Below are 15,554 nucleotides of genomic sequence, written 5' to 3'. Positions count from 1 at the left end.
GTCGGAGGTCAGCCGTTGCGGCGCGCCTGCGTTTCGGCGGGGCGCAGCTTCGCGGCGAGCTTGTCGAGCACGCCGTTCACGTACTTGTAGCCGTCGGAGCCGCCGAACGTCTTGGTCAGCTCGACCGCTTCATTGATGATCACGCGGTACGGCGTTTCGAGGTGATGCGTGAGTTCGAAGGTCGCGATCAGCAGCACCGCCCGTTCGATCGGAGACAGCTGGTCGATCGGACGGTCGAGGCACGGCGTGAGCGCTTCCGCAAGCGTTGCATGCTCGCGGATCACGCCGTGCAGGATCGCGTCGAGCAGATCCTTGTCGGCCTTGTCGTAACCCAGCGCGCCGCGCAGTTGCGCGTCGATCTCGCCTGAAGACGCGTTCGACAGCAGCCACTGATACAGGCCTTGCGTCGCCAGCTCGCGCGATTGTCGGCGGGCGCTCTTCTTCATGCGCGCTCCTCTTCGTCGTCTTCGTCCTCTTCTTCGTCTTCGTCTTCGTCGTCGCCGAGCTGGTCGAGCGCCATCGTCAGGTTGGCCATCTCGACCGCCACGCGCGCCGCGTCACGACCCTTCTCGGTCATGCGCGCGACGGCCTGCTCGTCGGTTTCGGTCGTCAGCACCGCGTTCGCGATCGGCAGGTTGAAATCCAGGCCGATGCGGGTGATGCCCGCGCCGCTCTCGTTCGATACGAGTTCGAAGTGGTAGGTCTCGCCGCGGATCACCGCGCCGAGCGCGATCAGCGCGTCGAACTGGCCGCTTTCCGCGAGCTTCTGCAGCGCGAGCGGGATTTCCAGCGCGCCCGGCACCGACACCAGCAGAACGTCTTCGCCGGAGACGCCGAGGCGCTCCAGTTCCTCGACGCACGCGTCGGCGAGGCCGTTGCATACCGGCTCGTTGAAGCGCGATTGCACGATGCCGATACGCAGGCCGTCGCCTTCGAGATTCGGTTGGTATTGTCCGATTTCCATGATCTTTGTCCGTGGTGTGGATGAACGGTTATAAGGCGAAAGCGCCGTGACGGGTTACGCGTGCGGCGTCGAGCCGCAGGCCTTGGCTTCGCCGCCGGGCATCGGAATGAAGCCCGTGACTTCGAGGCCGTAGCCGGACATGCTGCCCAGCTTGCGCGGATTCGACAGCACCTGCATCTTGCTGACGCCGACATCGCGCAGGATCTGCGCGCCGATGCCGAACGTCTTGAAATCGACCGGACGGCGCTTCAGCACCGCGGCCTTCTCTTCCTCGTCGAACGCCTTGAAGACGTCGACCAGATGTTCCTTCGTGTCGCCGCAGTTGAGCAGCACGATCACGCCGTGGTCGCGCTGCGCGATCTCGCGCATGGCCGCGTCGAGCGTCCACGAGTGGGTCGACACGCCGGTCTCGAGCAGGTCGAGCACCGACAGCGGCTCGTGCACGCGCACCGGGGTGTCGCGCTCCGGCGACGGCGTGCCGCGCACCAGCGCGATGTGCGGCGAGCCGGTCGGCTGGTCGCGGTACAGCACCGCGCGGAACGTGCCGTGCGCCGTCTGCATCGTGCGCTCGGCGACGCGCTCGATGATCGACTCGGTGCGGCTGCGATAGTGGATCAGGTCGGCGATCGTGCCGATCTTCAGGTTGTGCTCCTGCGCGAACTCGATCAGGTCGGGCAGGCGGGCCATCGTGCCGTCGTCCTTGATGATTTCGCAGATCACCGCGGCGGGCGTAAGGCCCGCGAGCGCCGTGAAGTCGCAGCCGGCCTCGGTGTGGCCGGCGCGCACGAGCACGCCGCCCGGCTGCGCCATGATCGGGAACACGTGGCCCGGCTGCACGATGTGCTCGGGGCGCACGTCGTGCGCGACCGCCGTGGCGATCGTGTGCGCGCGGTCCGCCGCCGAGATGCCGGTCGTCACGCCTTCGGCCGCTTCGATGCTGACCGTGAACGCGGTGCCGTACTGCGTGCCGTTGCGGTACGTCATCAGCGGCAGGTGCAGCTGCTTGCAGCGTTCCTGCGTCAACGTCAGACAAATCAGGCCGCGGCCGTATTTGGCCATGAAGTTGATCGCTTCCGGCGTCACGAACTCGGCGGCGATCACCAGATCGCCTTCGTTTTCGCGGTCTTCTTCGTCGACCAGGATCACCATCCGGCCGGCTTTCAGCTCGGCAATGATGTCGGGCGTGGAGGCGAGCGTCATAAAGGGGGAAGGGCGAGAAAGAGGAAAGTGCGTATTTTACGCCAGCCGGGCCCGGTTTCGGCTGGCGCGGGCGGCGGCCGTCGCGCCGCGGGGGCAAATGCCGGCGCAGCCGGCCGCCGGGCAGGCCCGGCCGGCGTGTTGCGCGCCGGCCGGGGCGGGGCGCCGCCGTTACGGGCGGCCGAGGAAATCGAGCTTGCCGAGCTCGACGCCGTTGTGGCGCAGGATGTCGTACGCGGTCGTCACGTGGAAGAAGAAGTTGGGCAGCACGAAGCCCAGCAGGTACGACTGGCCGGTGAACTCCAGCGGGCCGGTGCGCATCTTGAGCACGATCTGGCGGTCTTCCATGCCGTCGATCTGCGCCGCGTCGAAGTGCTTCAGGTAGTCGATCGTCTTCTGCAGGCGCGCCTGCAGCTCGTCGAAGGTCTGCTCGACGTCCGGGTAGCTCGGAATCTCGACGCCGGCCAGCCGCGCGGCGCAGCCCTTCGCCGTGTCGGTCGCGATGTAGACCTGGCGGACGAGCGGCAGCATGTCCGGGTAGAGGCGGGCGCCGATGAACACCGACGGATCGATCTGCTTCTCGGCCGCGTGCGCCTGAGCCTTGCCGAGGATGTGCTGCAGGCTGGTCAGGCCGCGAATCAGGACAGGCACGGAGGCCTGGTACATCGAAATGGACATGGGGATACCTCGATGGAGTGCGTGAGCGCGATGGGGCGCGTGACGGTTCTCGGGATTGCGCGCTGGGCGCTTCGGCATCATAGCGCGGACGCAATGTCGCGCGCGCACGCGTGAGCGCGCGGCGCTCGCGTGCCGTCAGCCGCAGCGGTTAGAATGCGCGCACCGTTCGCACGACGTGCGGGCGGACCAGAACGCCGGGCGCGACGGATCGCGTCCGTACCGACCCGATCGCATCGCCGGCGCGCAAGCGCGGCACGCACTTTCGGCGGGGCCAGCCAGACGGCGCGATGCGCCGGGGGGCGGCACACGGGCGGCGGCGTTCGGCGATTCAGATTGGGCGCTCCGGACATGTCGACTCCCGCCGTTCTCCTGCTGATCCTGTTGATCCATTGCATCGTGTCGCTGGCCGTGCTCGGCTCGCTGCTGCGCGCCGGCCTGCCGGGCCTGCGCAGCTGGCTCGCCGCGCAGGCGCTGATGGCCGTGTCGATCGTGCTCGCGCTCGCGGACGGCACATCCACGGCCGTGGTCGGCGTGGCGGCGGCGCTGTATGCGTGCGCGACGCTCGCGGTGCTGCACGGCTTCCGGCAATTCTTCGGCGTGCGCGCCGTGTATCGCGCCGAGCTGGCCGCTGTCGCGCTGCTGATCCTGGTGCTGGTCGATTTCGCGCTGAACGGCGGCGATTCGCGCGTGCGCGTCGTGCTGATGTCCGCATTCGTCGCCTACACGCGCTTCTCGATCGGCTGGCTGGCGTGGCGCCGCCGGCCGGCGAACCGGCCCACGTACAGCTACGTGTTCGTCGCCGTCGTGGCCGCGGCCGGCGCGCTCGCCCATGCCGCACGCAGCGCCGGGTTCATGCTCGGCCACCTGCGCGACACGTCGGTGGCGAGCGTGGCCCCGGCGAACGTCGTGTTTCTCGCGCTCGGCGTGCTGAGCCTGCTGTGCCTGTCGATGGGCGTCGTGATGCTCGCGCACGACCGGGTGGCGGAACGTCTCGAGCGGCTCGCGACCATCGACGGCCTGACGGGGGCGATGATGCGCGGCGCGTTTCTCGAGCGGGCCGAGCAGCATTGCCTGCGCGCGGTGCGCGCCGGCGTGCCGCTGTCGCTCGCCATCGTCGACCTGGACAACTTCAAGACGATCAACGACCGCCACGGCCATGCGGCCGGCGATCAGGCGCTCGTGCATTTCGCCGCGGTCGTGTCGGGCGGAATCCGGCCGTGCGACCTGTTCGGGCGGCTCGGCGGGGAGGAGTTCGCCGTGCTCTGCCCGGACACCGCCGAGGGCGATGCCACGCGCGCGATCGAGCGGCTGCGCGCTTCGCTGGCGCGTGCCGCAGGCGGCGGCGGGGCGGGCGGTGTCCGGTTCACGTTCAGCGCCGGCGTGGCCGAGCGCGCGGCCGATGAACCGTTGTCGCAGCTGATGGCCCGCGCCGACGCCGCGCTCTATGCGGCGAAGGCGGCCGGGCGCGACCGCGTGACGGCCGCCGCGCACGCCGATATCGCGGCCTGAGACGCGGGCGCCCGGATGGCTCCGGGGCGCCCGCGCCGGACGGTCAGTCCTGCGGGGTGCCGGCGGGTTGCGACGCCGACAGCATCCGCTCCACGTATCGCGCGATCATGTCGACCTCGAGGTTGACCGTGCTGCCTGCCTTCAAGTGCCGCAGCGTCGTCACGTCGACCGTGTGCGGAATCAGGTTGATCGAGAATTCGCAGCCGTCCGCGCGGTCGGCGACCGAGTTCACGGTCAGGCTCACGCCGTTCACGGTGATCGAGCCCTTGTATGCGAGGTAGCGGCCGAGCTCGCGCGGCGCGACGATGCGCAGCTCGTGCGACTCGCCGACCGGCGCGAAGTGCGACACCGTGCCGAGCCCGTCGACGTGGCCGGACACGATGTGCCCGCCGAGCCGGTCATGCGCGCGCAGCGCCTTTTCCAGATTGACGTCGCCGGGCGCCGCGAGGCCGACCGTGCGGTTCAGGCTCTCGCGCGACACCTCGACGTCGAACGCGTCGGCCGACTTCTCGATCACCGTCATGCACGCGCCCTGGATCGCGATGCTGTCGCCGAGCGCGACGTCGGCGAGGTCGAGCCCGCCGGCTTTCACGGTGAGGCGCACGCCCGCGTCCGGCGACGCGCCGAGCGGCTGGATCGATTCAATGCGGCCGACGGCCGCGACAATTCCGGTAAACATCGTGACGATTCCGTTCAATGAGAGGCGTTGAGCGGCGCGAAGCGCGCCAGGATGCGCAGATCGTCGCCGATCCGCTCGATGCTGTGAAACGTGAGCCGCGCGCGCGCGTCGAGGCTGGCCGGCGCGGCGAGATCGAACATGCCGGCCGCGTCCGCGCCGAGCAGGCTCGGCGCGAGATAGACCAGCAGCTCGTCGACGCAGTGTTCGCGCAGCAGCGAGCCGTTCAGCTTGTGGCCGGCCTCGACGTGCAGCTCGTTGATGCCGCGCGCGCCGAGCGCCGCCAGCATGCCCGGCAGGTCGACCTTGCCGTGCGCGTTCGGCAGCGGCACGATCTCCGCGCCGCGCGCCTTCAGCGCGGTGGCGCGCGCTTCGCCCGCTTCGTCGAGCCGGCCGCAGAAGATCAAGAGCGGCGCGCCTTCGAGCAGGCGCGCGTCGAGCGGCAGCTCGAGGCGGCTGTCGACGAGCACGCGCTGCGGCTGGCGCGGCGTGTCGATGCCGCGCACGGTGAGCTGCGGGTTGTCCTCGCGCACAGTGCCGATGCCGGTGAGGATCGCGCATGCACGCGCGCGCCACGCGTGGCCGTCGAGGCGCGCGGCGTCGCCGGTGATCCACTGGCTCTCGCCGGACGGCAGCGCGGTGCGGCCGTCGAGCGACGCGGCGCTCTTCATCCGCACCCACGGGCGGCCGCGCGTCATCCGCGACACGAAGCCGATGTTCAGTTCGCCCGCCTCGTGCGCGAGCAGGCCGCAGCGCACGTCGATGCCCGCGTCGCGCAGCATCCCGAGGCCGCGCCCCGACACCTGCGGATTCGGGTCTTCCATCGCCGCGACGACTTTCGCGACGCGCGCGTCGATCAGCGCGTTCGCGCACGGCGGCGTGCGGCCGAAGTGGCTGCACGGCTCGAGCGTCACGTAGACGGTCGAGCCCGCGACGTCGTGGCCGCGCGAGCGCGCGTCCTTCAGCGCCTGCACTTCCGCGTGATCGTGGCCGGCCGGCTGCGTGTAGCCTTCGCCGATCACGTTGCCGTCCTTGACGATCACGCAGCCGACGCGCGGGTTCGGCGTCGTCGTGTACATCCCGCGCGCGGCCAGCGCGAGCGCGCGCTGCATGTGGGCGAAATCGGTGTCGGAGAACATCCGCGCGGCCCCGCGTCAGGCTGCCAGCGCGGCGAACGCGCGGCGGGCGGAGGCGAGCGTCGCGTCGATCACCGCGTCGTCGTGCGTGCTCGACACGAAGCCGGCTTCGTACGCGGACGGCGCGAAATACACGCCTTCGTCGAGCATCAGGTGGAAGAAGCGGTTGAAGCGCTCGACGTTGCTCTGCGTGACCTCGGCGAAGCTCGTCGGCACGCGCTCCGCGAAGTAGAGGCCGAACATCGCGCCGATCGAATCGGCCGCGAACGGCACACCGGCCGCGCGCGCCTCGGCGGCGAGGCCGTCGGCGAGGCGCTTCGTCTGCGCGGTGAGCGCGTCGTAGAAGCCGGGCGCCTGGATCAGCTGCAGCGTCTTCAGGCCCGCGGCGACCGCGATCGGGTTGCCCGACAGCGTGCCGGCCTGGTAGACGCCGCCGAGCGGCGCGAGGTGGGCCATGATGTCGCGGCGGCCGCCGAACGCGGCGGCCGGCATCCCGCCGCCGATCACCTTGCCGAGGCAGGTGAGGTCGGCCTGGATCCCGTAGTGGGCCTGCGCGCCGCCGAGCGCGACGCGGAAGCCGCACATCACTTCGTCGAAGATCAGCACCGCGCCGTGCTTCGTGCACAGCGCGCGCAGCGCGTTCAGGAATTCGGGCGTGCCGCGCACGAGGTTCATGTTGCCGGCGACCGGCTCGACGATCACCGCGGCGATCTCGTCGCCGAACGCGCCGAACGCTTCCTCGAGCGCGGCGACGTTGTTGTATTCGAGCACGGTCGTGTGCTTCGCGATGTCGGCGGGCACGCCTGCCGACGTCGGGTTGCCGAACGTCAGCAGGCCGGAGCCGGCCTTCACGAGCAGGCTGTCCGCGTGGCCGTGGTAGCAGCCCTCGAACTTGACGATCCGGCTGCGGCCCGTGAAGCCTCGCGCGAGGCGCAGCGCGCTCATCGTCGCCTCGGTGCCGCTCGACACCATCCGCACCTGCTCGATCGACGGCACGAGCTTGCAGATTTCCTCGGCGATCACGATCTCGGCCTCGGTCGGCGCGCCGAACGAGAAGCCGTCGCCGAGCACCTTCTGCACCGCCGCGAGCACTTCCGGATGGACGTGGCCGACGATCATCGGCCCCCACGAGCCGATGTAGTCGATGTACTGCTTGCCGTCGGCATCCCAGAAATACGGGCCCTGCGCGCGCGCGACGAAGCGCGGCGTGCCGCCGACCGAACGGAACGCGCGGACCGGCGAGTTGACGCCGCCGGGGATGGTTTGCTGCGCGCGTTCGAAAAGGATCTGATTGTTGGACATGGGCGAAACCTGCGAGAGAAGGGCGCGGGCGGGCCGGTGCACGGGCCGCGGCGCCTGGGCGGAACGATCGTCCGATTGTACCGGAGACGCGCGCGGCGAGCCGGCGGGCGGCCCGCGGCGATTCGGCGCGCGGGGGGCGGCGGCGCGGCGCTCAGCGCGGCGGCTTGCGCTTGCCGCCGGTCAGCTCCGCCCAGCGCTTTTCGAGCGGGCCCTCGACCATCGGCTTGATCGACGTGCCGGACGTCTGCGCGTCCCAGGTCTGCACCGAATACGGGTGGACCCGCAGCGCGTCGCGCGGGATCACGACCTCCTGGTGGCCGTCGACGAGCCAGTCGTAGACGAAGTCGATGCAGAGCCGATAGCCGCGCCTGGTCGACGGATCGGGCACCTCGTACGGCGCGCGCGTCACGTAGCCGGAGCCGAACACGCCCTTGGGCTCCTTCGCGACGCGGTGCAGGAACACCCGGTCGCCCGGCAGGATGCCGCGCGCGAAGCCGCAGCCCCACGCATCGTGCACGGCCTCGCCGGCCTTCACGCGCGCGGCGACGTCGGGCAGCTCGGGCCACGGCCATTTCTTTGGGCTCCAGATCAGCAGGAAGGCGGTCATCGGTTCGGGCGGGACGCGGATTGTTCAGACAAGGGCTGCAAGCTTAATCCAATCGGCGCACGATCGCGCGCCGCGCAGTGCGATCCGCGTGGGGCCGCGACGGCGGGGGCCGGCCGCCGCCGTCGCGGCCACTCGAAAAAGTTGCGCGTACAATCATGGGCTCGGCGGCGAGCCGCATCCGGCCGCCGCCTTCCGTCTCACCGCCGCGCGCCCCCCCGGGGCGCACCGGCTCCTTTCCGGATCCTCATGTCTCACGTCGTCCGGCGCCGGCCCGATGCCCGGCTGATCCTGCTGCTCGGCGCGCTTGCCGCCTGCGGACCCATCGCCACCGACATGTACCTGCCGAGCCTGCCGTCGATCGCGCAAGGCTTCTCCGTGAGCGCCGGCGCCGCGCAGCGCACGCTGACGAGCTTCATGGCCGGCTTCTCGATCGGCATGCTGCTGTACGGCCCGCTGTCCGACACCTGGGGCCGGCGCCCGGTGCTGCTCGGCGGCATCGCGCTGTTCACGCTCGCGAGCATCGGCTGCGTCGTGGCCGGCTCGATCGACATGCTGATCGTCGTGCGCTTCCTGCAGGCGCTCGGCGCGGGCGCGGCATCGGTGCTCGCGCGGGCGATCGCGCGCGACGCGCACGAACCGAGCGACGCGGCGAAGGTGCTGTCGATGGTCGCGATCGTCACCGCGGTGGGCCCGCTGCTCGCGCCGCTGCTCGGCGGGCAGGTGCTGCGCTTCGCCGGCTGGCGCGGCGTGTTCGTCGTGCTCGCGGCGTTCGGCGCGCTGTGCGCGGCGACCGCCTACCTGCGCGTGCCGGAAACCTGGCCGAAGGAGCGGCGCAAGAGCGCGGCCGTGCTCGCGTCGTTCGCGTCGTACGGGCGCATCCTGTCCGATCCCGTCGCATGGGGCCACATGCTGTGCGGCGGAATGGCATTCGCGTCGATGTTCTCGTACATCACCGCGACGCCGTTCGTCTACATCGAATACTTCCACGTGTCGCCGCAGCATTACGGCCTGCTGTTCGGCCTGAACGTGGTCGGCATCATGATCGGCAACTTCACGAACACGCGGCTCGTCGGCCGCCTCGGCTCGCTGCGGATCATCGCGGCGGCGTCGCTCGTGAGCTGCGTCGCGTCGCTCGCGGTCGCGCTCGTCGCGCTGACGGGGTGGGGCGGGCTGTGGTCGATCGTGGTGTGCCTGTTCTTCGTCGTCGGCGTGGTCGGGATCCTGTCGGCGAACTGCACGACCGACCTGATGCACCGCTATCCGCACAACGCGGGCGCGTCGGCGGCCGTGTTCGGCGCGATGCAGCTCGCGCTCGGCGCGCTCGCGAGCGTCGCGATCGGCGCACTCGCGGACGGCACGCCGTTCGCGATGGGCGTCACGATCGGCGTGACGGGCATCCTGTGCTTCGCCGGGCGGATCCTCGTGCTGCGCTGGCATGGCCGGCCGGTGAAGGCCGGCGCCTGAGCGGCGCGCTGGAATGAAAAACGCCACCGGGGCATCGCACCCGGTGGCGTTTTTTTACATGCGGCCCGCGCGACGCAGCCGCGGCGCGCGTCAGTCCCTCGCCGCGTCCCGCGCGGCAGGCGACGCGCCGTGGCTCAGCCAGTCGAGCACGTCGGCCGTCTCGTCGTCGCTGGCGCGCGTCTTCGCCTGCGCGACGGCCTCGCTCAGCTCCGCGTTCGGCGAGGCGCGGCGGATCGCGACGCCGACCGCGAGGATGTCGATCATCAGCAGGTGCAGGATTCGCGAAATCATCGACAACTGCGATTCGCGCATCTCGATGTGATCGGTCTCGAGCGCGACGGTCGCGCGCTTCGCGAGCGGCGTGTTGCTCGACGTGATCGCGATCACCTTCGCGCCGGCCTGCATCGCGACCTCGAGCACGCGCAGCAGCTCCGGCGCGCGCCCCGACTTCGACACCGCGACGATCACGTCGCCCTTGCCGAGCAGCGCGGCCGACGCGGCCTGCATGTACAGGTCGCCGTACGCGATCGTCGGGATCCCGAAGCGGAAGAACTTGTAGTGCGCATCCTGCGCGACGATGTTCGAGTTGCCGAGCCCGTAGAACTCGATGCGCCGCGCGCCGTTCAGGATCTCGATCGCCTTCTCGACGTGCTCGAAGTTCAGGTGCTCGCGCAGCTGCAGGATCGACGACACCGTGTTGTCGAGCACCTTCGCGCCGAAGTCGGTCGCGGTGTCGCCGAGATGCACCTGGCTGTGGCTCATCGGGATCGTGCCGGTGAGGCCCGTCGCGAGCTTCAGCTTGAAGTCGGACAGCCCCTGGCAGCCGAGCGAGCGGCAGAAGCGGATCACGGTCGGCTGGCTCACGTCGGCCTTGCGGGCGATGTCGACGATCGGGTCGTTGATGATCGAGCGCGGATGGTTCAGCGCGAGATCGGCGACGCGGCGCTCGGCCGGCGTCAGCGCGTCGCGCATCTGGCGGATCCGCTCGAACACCGCCGACGACGCGCCGCCCGAGCGGTTCGACAACTGCTCCGCGAGGATCGCCGACACGCCGAGGAACGCCGGGTATTCGGCGGTGATCAGGTAGGTCGGCACGTTCTCGAGGTAGTGCGCGAAGCGGCCCTTCGCCTCGAAGCGCGCGCGGAACGGCGAGCGCGTGAACAGCTCGCCGAGCTTCAGCGCGACGCCGCCGCCGATGTAGACGCCGCCGAGCGCGCCGAGCGTGAGCGCGACGCTGCCCGCGAACGAGCCGAGGATCGCGCAGAAGCATTCGACCGTCTCGAGCGCGAGCGCATCGCCCGCATGCGCTCGCTCGACGATCTCGGCCGTGTCGACGCTCGCAGCGACGCGCTTCTTGTCGCGCGCGGCGAGCGCGCGATAGATGATCTCGATGCCGGGCCCCGCGCACACGCGTTCGAACGACACGTGCGGAAACTTCTTGCGCGCGTACTGCAGCACGAGATCCTCGCGCTCGTCCTGCGGCGCGAACGACGCATGGCCGCCCTCGCTGCCGAGCGCGATCCAGCGGTCGTCGGCCGGAATCAGCCCGGACACGCCGAGCCCGGTGCCGGGCCCGAGCAGGCCGATCACGCTGTTCTGGCGGCGCGCGCCGCCGCCGATCTGCACGCGCTGCGCGTCGGTCAGGCCCGGCAGCGCCATCGCGAGCGCGGTGAAGTCGTTGACGACGAGCAGCGTGTCGAAGCCGAGCGCGCGGCGCGTCGCCTCGATCGAGAAGCTCCAGTCGTGGTTGGTCATCGTGACCTGGTCGCCGTCGACCGGGTTCGCGATCGCGATCGCCGCGTGGTTCACGCGGGCGATCTTCACGTCCTTCAGGTATTTGCGGATCGCGTCGGTGAGCGTCGGATACTCGGCGCCCGGGTAGACGCGAATCTGCGTGATCTCGCCCGGCCCGGTTTCGAGCGCGAAGCGCGCGTTGGTGCCGCCCACGTCCGCGAGCAGGCGCGGGCCGTCGGCATGTTGGCCCGCGGCGGCGGCGGCTTTACTTTGCGCACCAGTAGACATCGAGCTGGGTCCCCTTGTCGTTGGCCAGTTTCGAAATGGCGTTCTGCTGCGGCGACGCAGCGGCCGCCTCGAGCACCTCGCGCTTGCGGCTGCCGGCGATCAGCAGGAACAGCCGGTCGATGCGCGTCAGCGCGTCGAGCGAAAAGCTCACGCGCGCATGCGGCGCCGCGCCGGGATGCACGGCGACGAAGCGCTCGGCGGTGGTGATCGCGTGGCCCCATTCGGGCGCGTCGGCGAAGATCGACGCGGTGTGGCCGTCCTCGCCCATGCCGAGCACCGCGATATCGGGCAGGCGGTGCGCGGGGTTCGCATTCAGCGCGGCGACGTGCGCGTCGAGCGCGGCGCGCGTATCGACGAGCGGCAGGAAGGTCGCCGCCGCGGCGGCATGCTGCAGCAGTGCGCCGCGCACGAGGCTCGCGTTGCTCGCGGCGTCGTCTTCCGGCACCCAGCGGTCGTCGACCAGCGTCACGTCGACATGGCTCCAGTCGAGCGCCGCGTGCGACAGCGCCTGCAGGAACGGGCGCGGGCTGGTGCCGCCGGACACCGCGAGCGTCGGGCGCGCGGGGCGGGCGAGCACCGCGCGCAGCGCGTCGCCGACGGCTTGCGCGAGCGCGTCGCTTTGCGCTTCCTGGGTGTCGAAAGCGTGGATCTCGATCACATCTCCTCCGGACTGCTGTTATCTGTTCAATCGTGTTGGGGTACGGCGGCGGGCGCCGCCTGCGCGGCGCCCGCCCGGGACATCGTCAATTCTCTTCCTCGAGCCAGCAGGTGCCGTGCTGCGCGAGCATCGCGCTCGCCGCGGCCGGGCCCCACGTGCCCGCCGCATACGGCTTCGGCGGCTTCAGCGAGCGCGCCCATTCGTTCAGGATCGGCTCGACCCAGCGCCACGCGGCTTCCTGCTCGTCGCGCCGCACGAACAGGGCGAGGCGGCCGTTGATCACGTCGAGCAGCAGGCGCTGGTACGCCTCCATCTGGCCTTCCTTGAAGAACTGGTCGAACGCGAGGTCGAGGTGCACGCTCGCGAGGTTCATCCCTTCGCCGGGCTGCTTCGCGAGGCAGTACAGGCGGATCGTCTCGTTCGGCTGCAGGCGGATCACGAGGCGGTTCGCGCCGGGGCGCAGCGCGGTCGGCCCGAGCGCCGAATGCGGCACCGGACGGAAGTTGACGACGATCTCCGCGACGCGATCGGCGAGCCGCTTGCCGGTGCGCAGGAAGAACGGCACGCCGGCCCAGCGCCAGTTCTCGATCTCGACCTTCAGCGCGACGAAGGTCTCGGTCGGGCTGTCCGGCTTCACGCCCGGCTCGGTCGCATAGGCGGGCACCTGCGCGCCCTTGATCACGCCGGCGTGGTACTGGCCGCGCACCGCGACCTTGCCGATGTCGCGCGGGTCGACCGGCTTCAGCGCGCGCAGCACGCGCAGCTTCTCGTCGCGCACGGAGTCGGAATCCATCGAGTGCGGCGGTTCCATCGCGACGATCGACAGCAGCTGCAGCAGGTGGTTCTGCACCATGTCGCGCAGCGCGCCGGTGTTGTCGTAGAAATCGCCGCGCGCCTCGACGCCGAGCTCCTCGGCGATCGTGATCTGGATGCTCTCGACCCATTCGCGGCGCCACAGCGGCTCGAACAGCGCGTTGCCGAAGCGCAGCGCGAGCAGGTTCTGCACCGGCTCCTTCCCGAGGTAGTGGTCGATCCGGTAGATCTGGTCTTCCGCGAAGATCTCGCCCACCGCGTCGTTGATCGCGTTCGACGAGCGCAGGTCGTAGCCGAGCGGCTTCTCGAGCACGATGCGCGCGCCCTGGTTCAGGCCGACCGCCGCGAGCGCCTTGCAGATCGGCTCGAACAGCGACGGGCCCGTCGCGAGATAGAACACCCGGGTGCCGGGCAGCGGGTGGACCGTGTCGCGCAGCAGCGCGTAGTCTTCCGCGCGGCCGAGGTCGAGCTTCACGTACACGATGCGCTCGACGAAGCTTTTCCATGCGGCCTCGTCGAACGTGCCGCGCGACGCCTTCGCCGCGTGCGGCTTCACGTGTTCCTCGACCCATTCGAGATACCCGGCGAGATCGGCCGCGTGGCGCGCGACCGCGACGATCTTGCCGGTCTCCGCCAGCATGTTCGCGCGGTGTGCTTCGAACAGCGCCGGGAGGATCTTGCGCATCGACAAATCGCCGGTGCCGCCGAAAAGTACGAAGGTAAAGCTGGAATCGGTATGCATGTGTCTCCGCCCGGGTTGGGGTGCTGGGAAGCGATCCGTAGTGCGATAAAAATATTTTTGACACTGAATTGTAGTTTAACTACAATCCGCCGCAAGGGGTAGCACCCGGGCGAAGAAAAAATGAAGCGCGGTCGATGCAACAGCGCGTTCTTCGTCGCGGGGTATGCCATGTGCCGAATGTTATCGGACATTGATGACGCGCATCGTGCGAGCGTCGTCGGCCCCGGGCTCGCGCCGCGTCGCGGTGGGCCAGAAACACAAGAGGAGACACGCCGTTGAATCTCAAGTCACGCTTTCTGTAAGAGCCCGGCCGGTCATCGGCCCCGTGCGCGCAGCGCCCTGCGGCTCGATTTCCCCGTCGTCACCAAGAAGCCGGTTCCCGCTGCGGAACCTCACGAGTTGATTCAGTCTGGAGGAGATAAGTAATGAAAGTTCGCGCGATCATGGGCGCGCTGTGCGCCGCAGGTCTGATGGTTGGCGCCGTGGCGGCGCAGGCGGCCGAGAATGTGACGGTGCTGCACTGGTGGACCTCGGGCGGCGAATCGAAGGCCGTCGGCGTACTGAAGGACGACCTGCAGAAGCAGGGCTACGTGTGGAAGGATTTCGCGGTCGCGGGCGGCGCCGGCGCGGCGGCGATGACCGCGCTGAAGACCAAGGTGATCAGCGGCGACGCACCGTCGGCCGCGCAGATCAAGGGCCCGCTGATCCAGGATTGGGCGGACCAGGGCGTGCTCGTCAACATCGACCCGGCCGCCGGCGACTGGAAGCAGAACCTGCCGCCGGAAATCGACAAGATCATGAAGTACAAGGGCCACACCGTCGGCGCGCCGTTCTCGGTGCACCGCGTGAACTGGCTCTACGTGAACAAGGCCGCGCTCGACAAGGTGGGCGCGAAGGTGCCGACCACCTGGCCCGAATTCTTCGCGGTCGCCGACAAGCTGAAGGCCGCGGGCATCCAGCCGGTCGCGATGGGCGGCCAGCCGTGGCAGGACCTGACGCTGTGGGAAGACGTCGTGCTGTCGCAGGGCCCGGCGTTCTACAAGAAGGCGATCGTCGATCTCGACCAGGCGACGCTGACGTCGCCGCAGATGCTCGACGTGTTCAACACCGTGCGCAAGATCCAGGGCTACTTCGACGCCGGCCGTAACGGCCGCGACTGGAACCTCGCGACCGCGATGGTGATCAACGGCAAGGCCGGCATGCAGTTCATGGGCGACTGGGCGAAAGGCGAGTTCGAGAACGCGGGCAAGAAGGCGGGCAAGGACTACATCTGCGCGCCGGTGCCGGGCACCGCGAATTCGTATACGTTCAACGTCGATTCGTTCGTGTTCTTCCAGCAGAAGGGGCAGAGCGCCGCGACGCCGGGCCAGGTCGCGCTCGCGAAGACCATCATGACGCCGGAATTCCAGGAGCAGTTCAGCCTGCTGAAGGGCTCGGTGCCGGTGCGCCTCGGCGTGAAGATGGACAAGTTCGACGACTGCGCGAAGAAGTCGTATGCCGACGAGCAGACCGCGATCAAGTCGGGCGGCTTCGTGCCGTCGCTCGCGCACGGCATGGCGCAGGGCGACGCAACCGCCGGCGCGATCACCGACGTCGTGACGAAGTTCATGAACTCGCAGCAGGATTCGAAGAGCGCGGTGGCCGCGCTCGCGAAAGCCGCGAAGGTGAAGTAACGCGCGCAACGCACGCCCGGCACGTCACGTTTCATCCGCCGGGCGTTTTTGCATGCGCAGCAATCGGGCCCGCCCGCCGGGCCCGCGCCGCATCCGATGCCGGCCCCGGCTTG

14 protein-coding genes are annotated in these 15,554 nt (G+C 69.6%); 3 read left to right on the top strand and 11 right to left on the bottom strand.

The genetic code is table 11. From position 1 onward, the window contains the following. Positions 1–8 precede the first annotated feature (8 nt). From nusB to HWY45_RS21160, 4 genes are all read right to left on the bottom strand, one after another. Positions 9–446, bottom strand: a complete 438-nt coding sequence (nusB, locus tag HWY45_RS21175) for a transcription antitermination factor NusB (protein WP_059565404.1) — start codon at positions 444–446, stop codon at positions 9–11. Next, positions 443–964: a 6,7-dimethyl-8-ribityllumazine synthase gene (gene ribH / locus HWY45_RS21170; RefSeq protein WP_059565405.1), complete on the bottom strand. Its 522-nt coding sequence runs from the start codon at positions 962–964 to the stop codon at positions 443–445. The genes nusB and ribH overlap by 4 nt, the downstream gene beginning before the upstream one ends. Before the next feature lie 54 nt (positions 965–1,018). Continuing rightward, positions 1,019–2,164 carry a bifunctional 3,4-dihydroxy-2-butanone-4-phosphate synthase/GTP cyclohydrolase II gene (gene ribBA, locus HWY45_RS21165; RefSeq protein WP_059565406.1) on the bottom strand — a complete coding sequence of 382 codons (1,146 nt, stop codon included), beginning with the start codon at positions 2,162–2,164 and terminating at the stop codon, positions 1,019–1,021. 168 nt (positions 2,165–2,332) lie between these two features. Beyond that, a complete protein-coding gene (locus tag HWY45_RS21160; protein ID WP_059884952.1) occupies positions 2,333–2,839 on the bottom strand; it encodes a DUF1993 domain-containing protein in 507 nt (168 codons plus the stop codon). Between the two features lie 348 nt (positions 2,840–3,187). Between HWY45_RS21160 and HWY45_RS21155 the strand changes: the two genes are divergently transcribed. Continuing rightward, positions 3,188–4,348 (top strand): GGDEF domain-containing protein, encoded by a 1,161-nt coding sequence (locus HWY45_RS21155; RefSeq protein ID WP_059884950.1) that lies wholly within the window; start codon positions 3,188–3,190, stop codon positions 4,346–4,348. A gap of 43 nt (positions 4,349–4,391) precedes the next feature. On the opposite strand, the gene HWY45_RS21150 is transcribed toward HWY45_RS21155, so the two are convergent. The 4 genes from HWY45_RS21150 to HWY45_RS21135 all read right to left on the bottom strand — a co-directional run bounded on the left by HWY45_RS21150 (position 4,392) and on the right by HWY45_RS21135 (position 8,069). Continuing rightward, positions 4,392–5,027 (bottom strand): riboflavin synthase, encoded by a 636-nt coding sequence (locus HWY45_RS21150; RefSeq protein ID WP_059565508.1) that lies wholly within the window; start codon positions 5,025–5,027, stop codon positions 4,392–4,394. Between the two features lie 14 nt (positions 5,028–5,041). Beyond that, the gene (gene ribD / locus HWY45_RS21145; protein ID WP_059565411.1) at positions 5,042–6,163 is read right to left on the bottom strand and encodes a bifunctional diaminohydroxyphosphoribosylaminopyrimidine deaminase/5-amino-6-(5-phosphoribosylamino)uracil reductase RibD; all 1,122 of its coding nucleotides are present in this window, start codon (positions 6,161–6,163) and stop codon (positions 5,042–5,044) included. A 15-nt stretch (positions 6,164–6,178) separates the two neighbouring features. Further along, positions 6,179–7,462: a glutamate-1-semialdehyde 2,1-aminomutase gene (gene hemL, locus HWY45_RS21140; RefSeq protein WP_059884948.1), complete on the bottom strand. Its 1,284-nt coding sequence runs from the start codon at positions 7,460–7,462 to the stop codon at positions 6,179–6,181. Positions 7,463–7,613: 151 nt separating this feature from the next. After that, entirely contained in the window at positions 7,614–8,069 is a 456-nt protein-coding gene (locus HWY45_RS21135; RefSeq protein WP_059802327.1) for a hypothetical protein, read from the bottom strand. Between the two features lie 246 nt (positions 8,070–8,315). Between HWY45_RS21135 and HWY45_RS21130 the strand changes: the two genes are divergently transcribed. Then, on the top strand, positions 8,316–9,533 hold the full coding sequence (locus HWY45_RS21130; protein WP_059802325.1) for a Bcr/CflA family multidrug efflux MFS transporter: 1,218 nt from the start codon (positions 8,316–8,318) through the stop codon (positions 9,531–9,533). Positions 9,534–9,623: 90 nt separating this feature from the next. Here the strand turns inward: HWY45_RS21130 and HWY45_RS21125 are convergent, their stop codons facing one another. The 3 genes from HWY45_RS21125 to zwf form a co-directional block, all read right to left on the bottom strand. Further along, positions 9,624–11,555: a bifunctional transcriptional regulator/glucokinase gene (locus tag HWY45_RS21125; RefSeq protein ID WP_059802323.1), complete on the bottom strand. Its 1,932-nt coding sequence runs from the start codon at positions 11,553–11,555 to the stop codon at positions 9,624–9,626. After that, positions 11,533–12,213, bottom strand: a complete 681-nt coding sequence (pgl, locus tag HWY45_RS21120) for a 6-phosphogluconolactonase (RefSeq protein ID WP_059565420.1) — start codon at positions 12,211–12,213, stop codon at positions 11,533–11,535. The genes HWY45_RS21125 and pgl overlap by 23 nt, the downstream gene beginning before the upstream one ends. Positions 12,214–12,298: 85 nt before the next feature. Beyond that, on the bottom strand, positions 12,299–13,768 hold the full coding sequence (zwf, locus tag HWY45_RS21115) for a glucose-6-phosphate dehydrogenase (protein ID WP_059802319.1): 1,470 nt from the start codon (positions 13,766–13,768) through the stop codon (positions 12,299–12,301). A 425-nt stretch (positions 13,769–14,193) separates the two neighbouring features. On the opposite strand from zwf, the gene HWY45_RS21110 reads away from it, so the two are divergent. Next, on the top strand, positions 14,194–15,441 hold the full coding sequence (locus tag HWY45_RS21110; RefSeq protein ID WP_059565424.1) for an ABC transporter substrate-binding protein: 1,248 nt from the start codon (positions 14,194–14,196) through the stop codon (positions 15,439–15,441). The last annotated feature ends 113 nt before the right edge of the window (positions 15,442–15,554 follow it).

The organism is Burkholderia stagnalis (genome assembly GCF_902830275.1).
In the GTDB taxonomy this organism is placed as follows: Bacteria; Pseudomonadota; Gammaproteobacteria; order Burkholderiales; family Burkholderiaceae; genus Burkholderia; species Burkholderia stagnalis.
This window is presented reverse-complemented; position numbering and strand designations above follow the sequence as displayed.

Excerpts from the sequence above, each read along its gene's own strand:
- nusB (WP_059565404.1), bottom strand. The coding sequence starts at position 446 with ATGAAGAAGAGCGCCCGCCGACAATCGCGCGAGCTGGCGACGCAAGGC.
- ribH (WP_059565405.1), bottom strand. The coding sequence starts at position 964 with ATGGAAATCGGACAATACCAACCGAATCTCGAAGGCGACGGCCTGCGT.
- ribBA (WP_059565406.1), bottom strand. The coding sequence starts at position 2,164 with ATGACGCTCGCCTCCACGCCCGACATCATTGCCGAGCTGAAAGCCGGC.
- HWY45_RS21160 (WP_059884952.1), bottom strand. The coding sequence starts at position 2,839 with ATGTCCATTTCGATGTACCAGGCCTCCGTGCCTGTCCTGATTCGCGGC.
- HWY45_RS21155 (WP_059884950.1), top strand. The coding sequence starts at position 3,188 with ATGTCGACTCCCGCCGTTCTCCTGCTGATCCTGTTGATCCATTGCATC.
- HWY45_RS21150 (WP_059565508.1), bottom strand. The coding sequence starts at position 5,027 with ATGTTTACCGGAATTGTCGCGGCCGTCGGCCGCATTGAATCGATCCAG.
- ribD (WP_059565411.1), bottom strand. The coding sequence starts at position 6,163 with ATGTTCTCCGACACCGATTTCGCCCACATGCAGCGCGCGCTCGCGCTG.
- hemL (WP_059884948.1), bottom strand. The coding sequence starts at position 7,462 with ATGTCCAACAATCAGATCCTTTTCGAACGCGCGCAGCAAACCATCCCC.
- HWY45_RS21135 (WP_059802327.1), bottom strand. The coding sequence starts at position 8,069 with ATGACCGCCTTCCTGCTGATCTGGAGCCCAAAGAAATGGCCGTGGCCC.
- HWY45_RS21130 (WP_059802325.1), top strand. The coding sequence starts at position 8,316 with ATGTCTCACGTCGTCCGGCGCCGGCCCGATGCCCGGCTGATCCTGCTG.
- HWY45_RS21125 (WP_059802323.1), bottom strand. The coding sequence starts at position 11,555 with ATGTCTACTGGTGCGCAAAGTAAAGCCGCCGCCGCCGCGGGCCAACAT.
- zwf (WP_059802319.1), bottom strand. The coding sequence starts at position 13,768 with ATGCATACCGATTCCAGCTTTACCTTCGTACTTTTCGGCGGCACCGGC.
- HWY45_RS21110 (WP_059565424.1), top strand. The coding sequence starts at position 14,194 with ATGAAAGTTCGCGCGATCATGGGCGCGCTGTGCGCCGCAGGTCTGATG.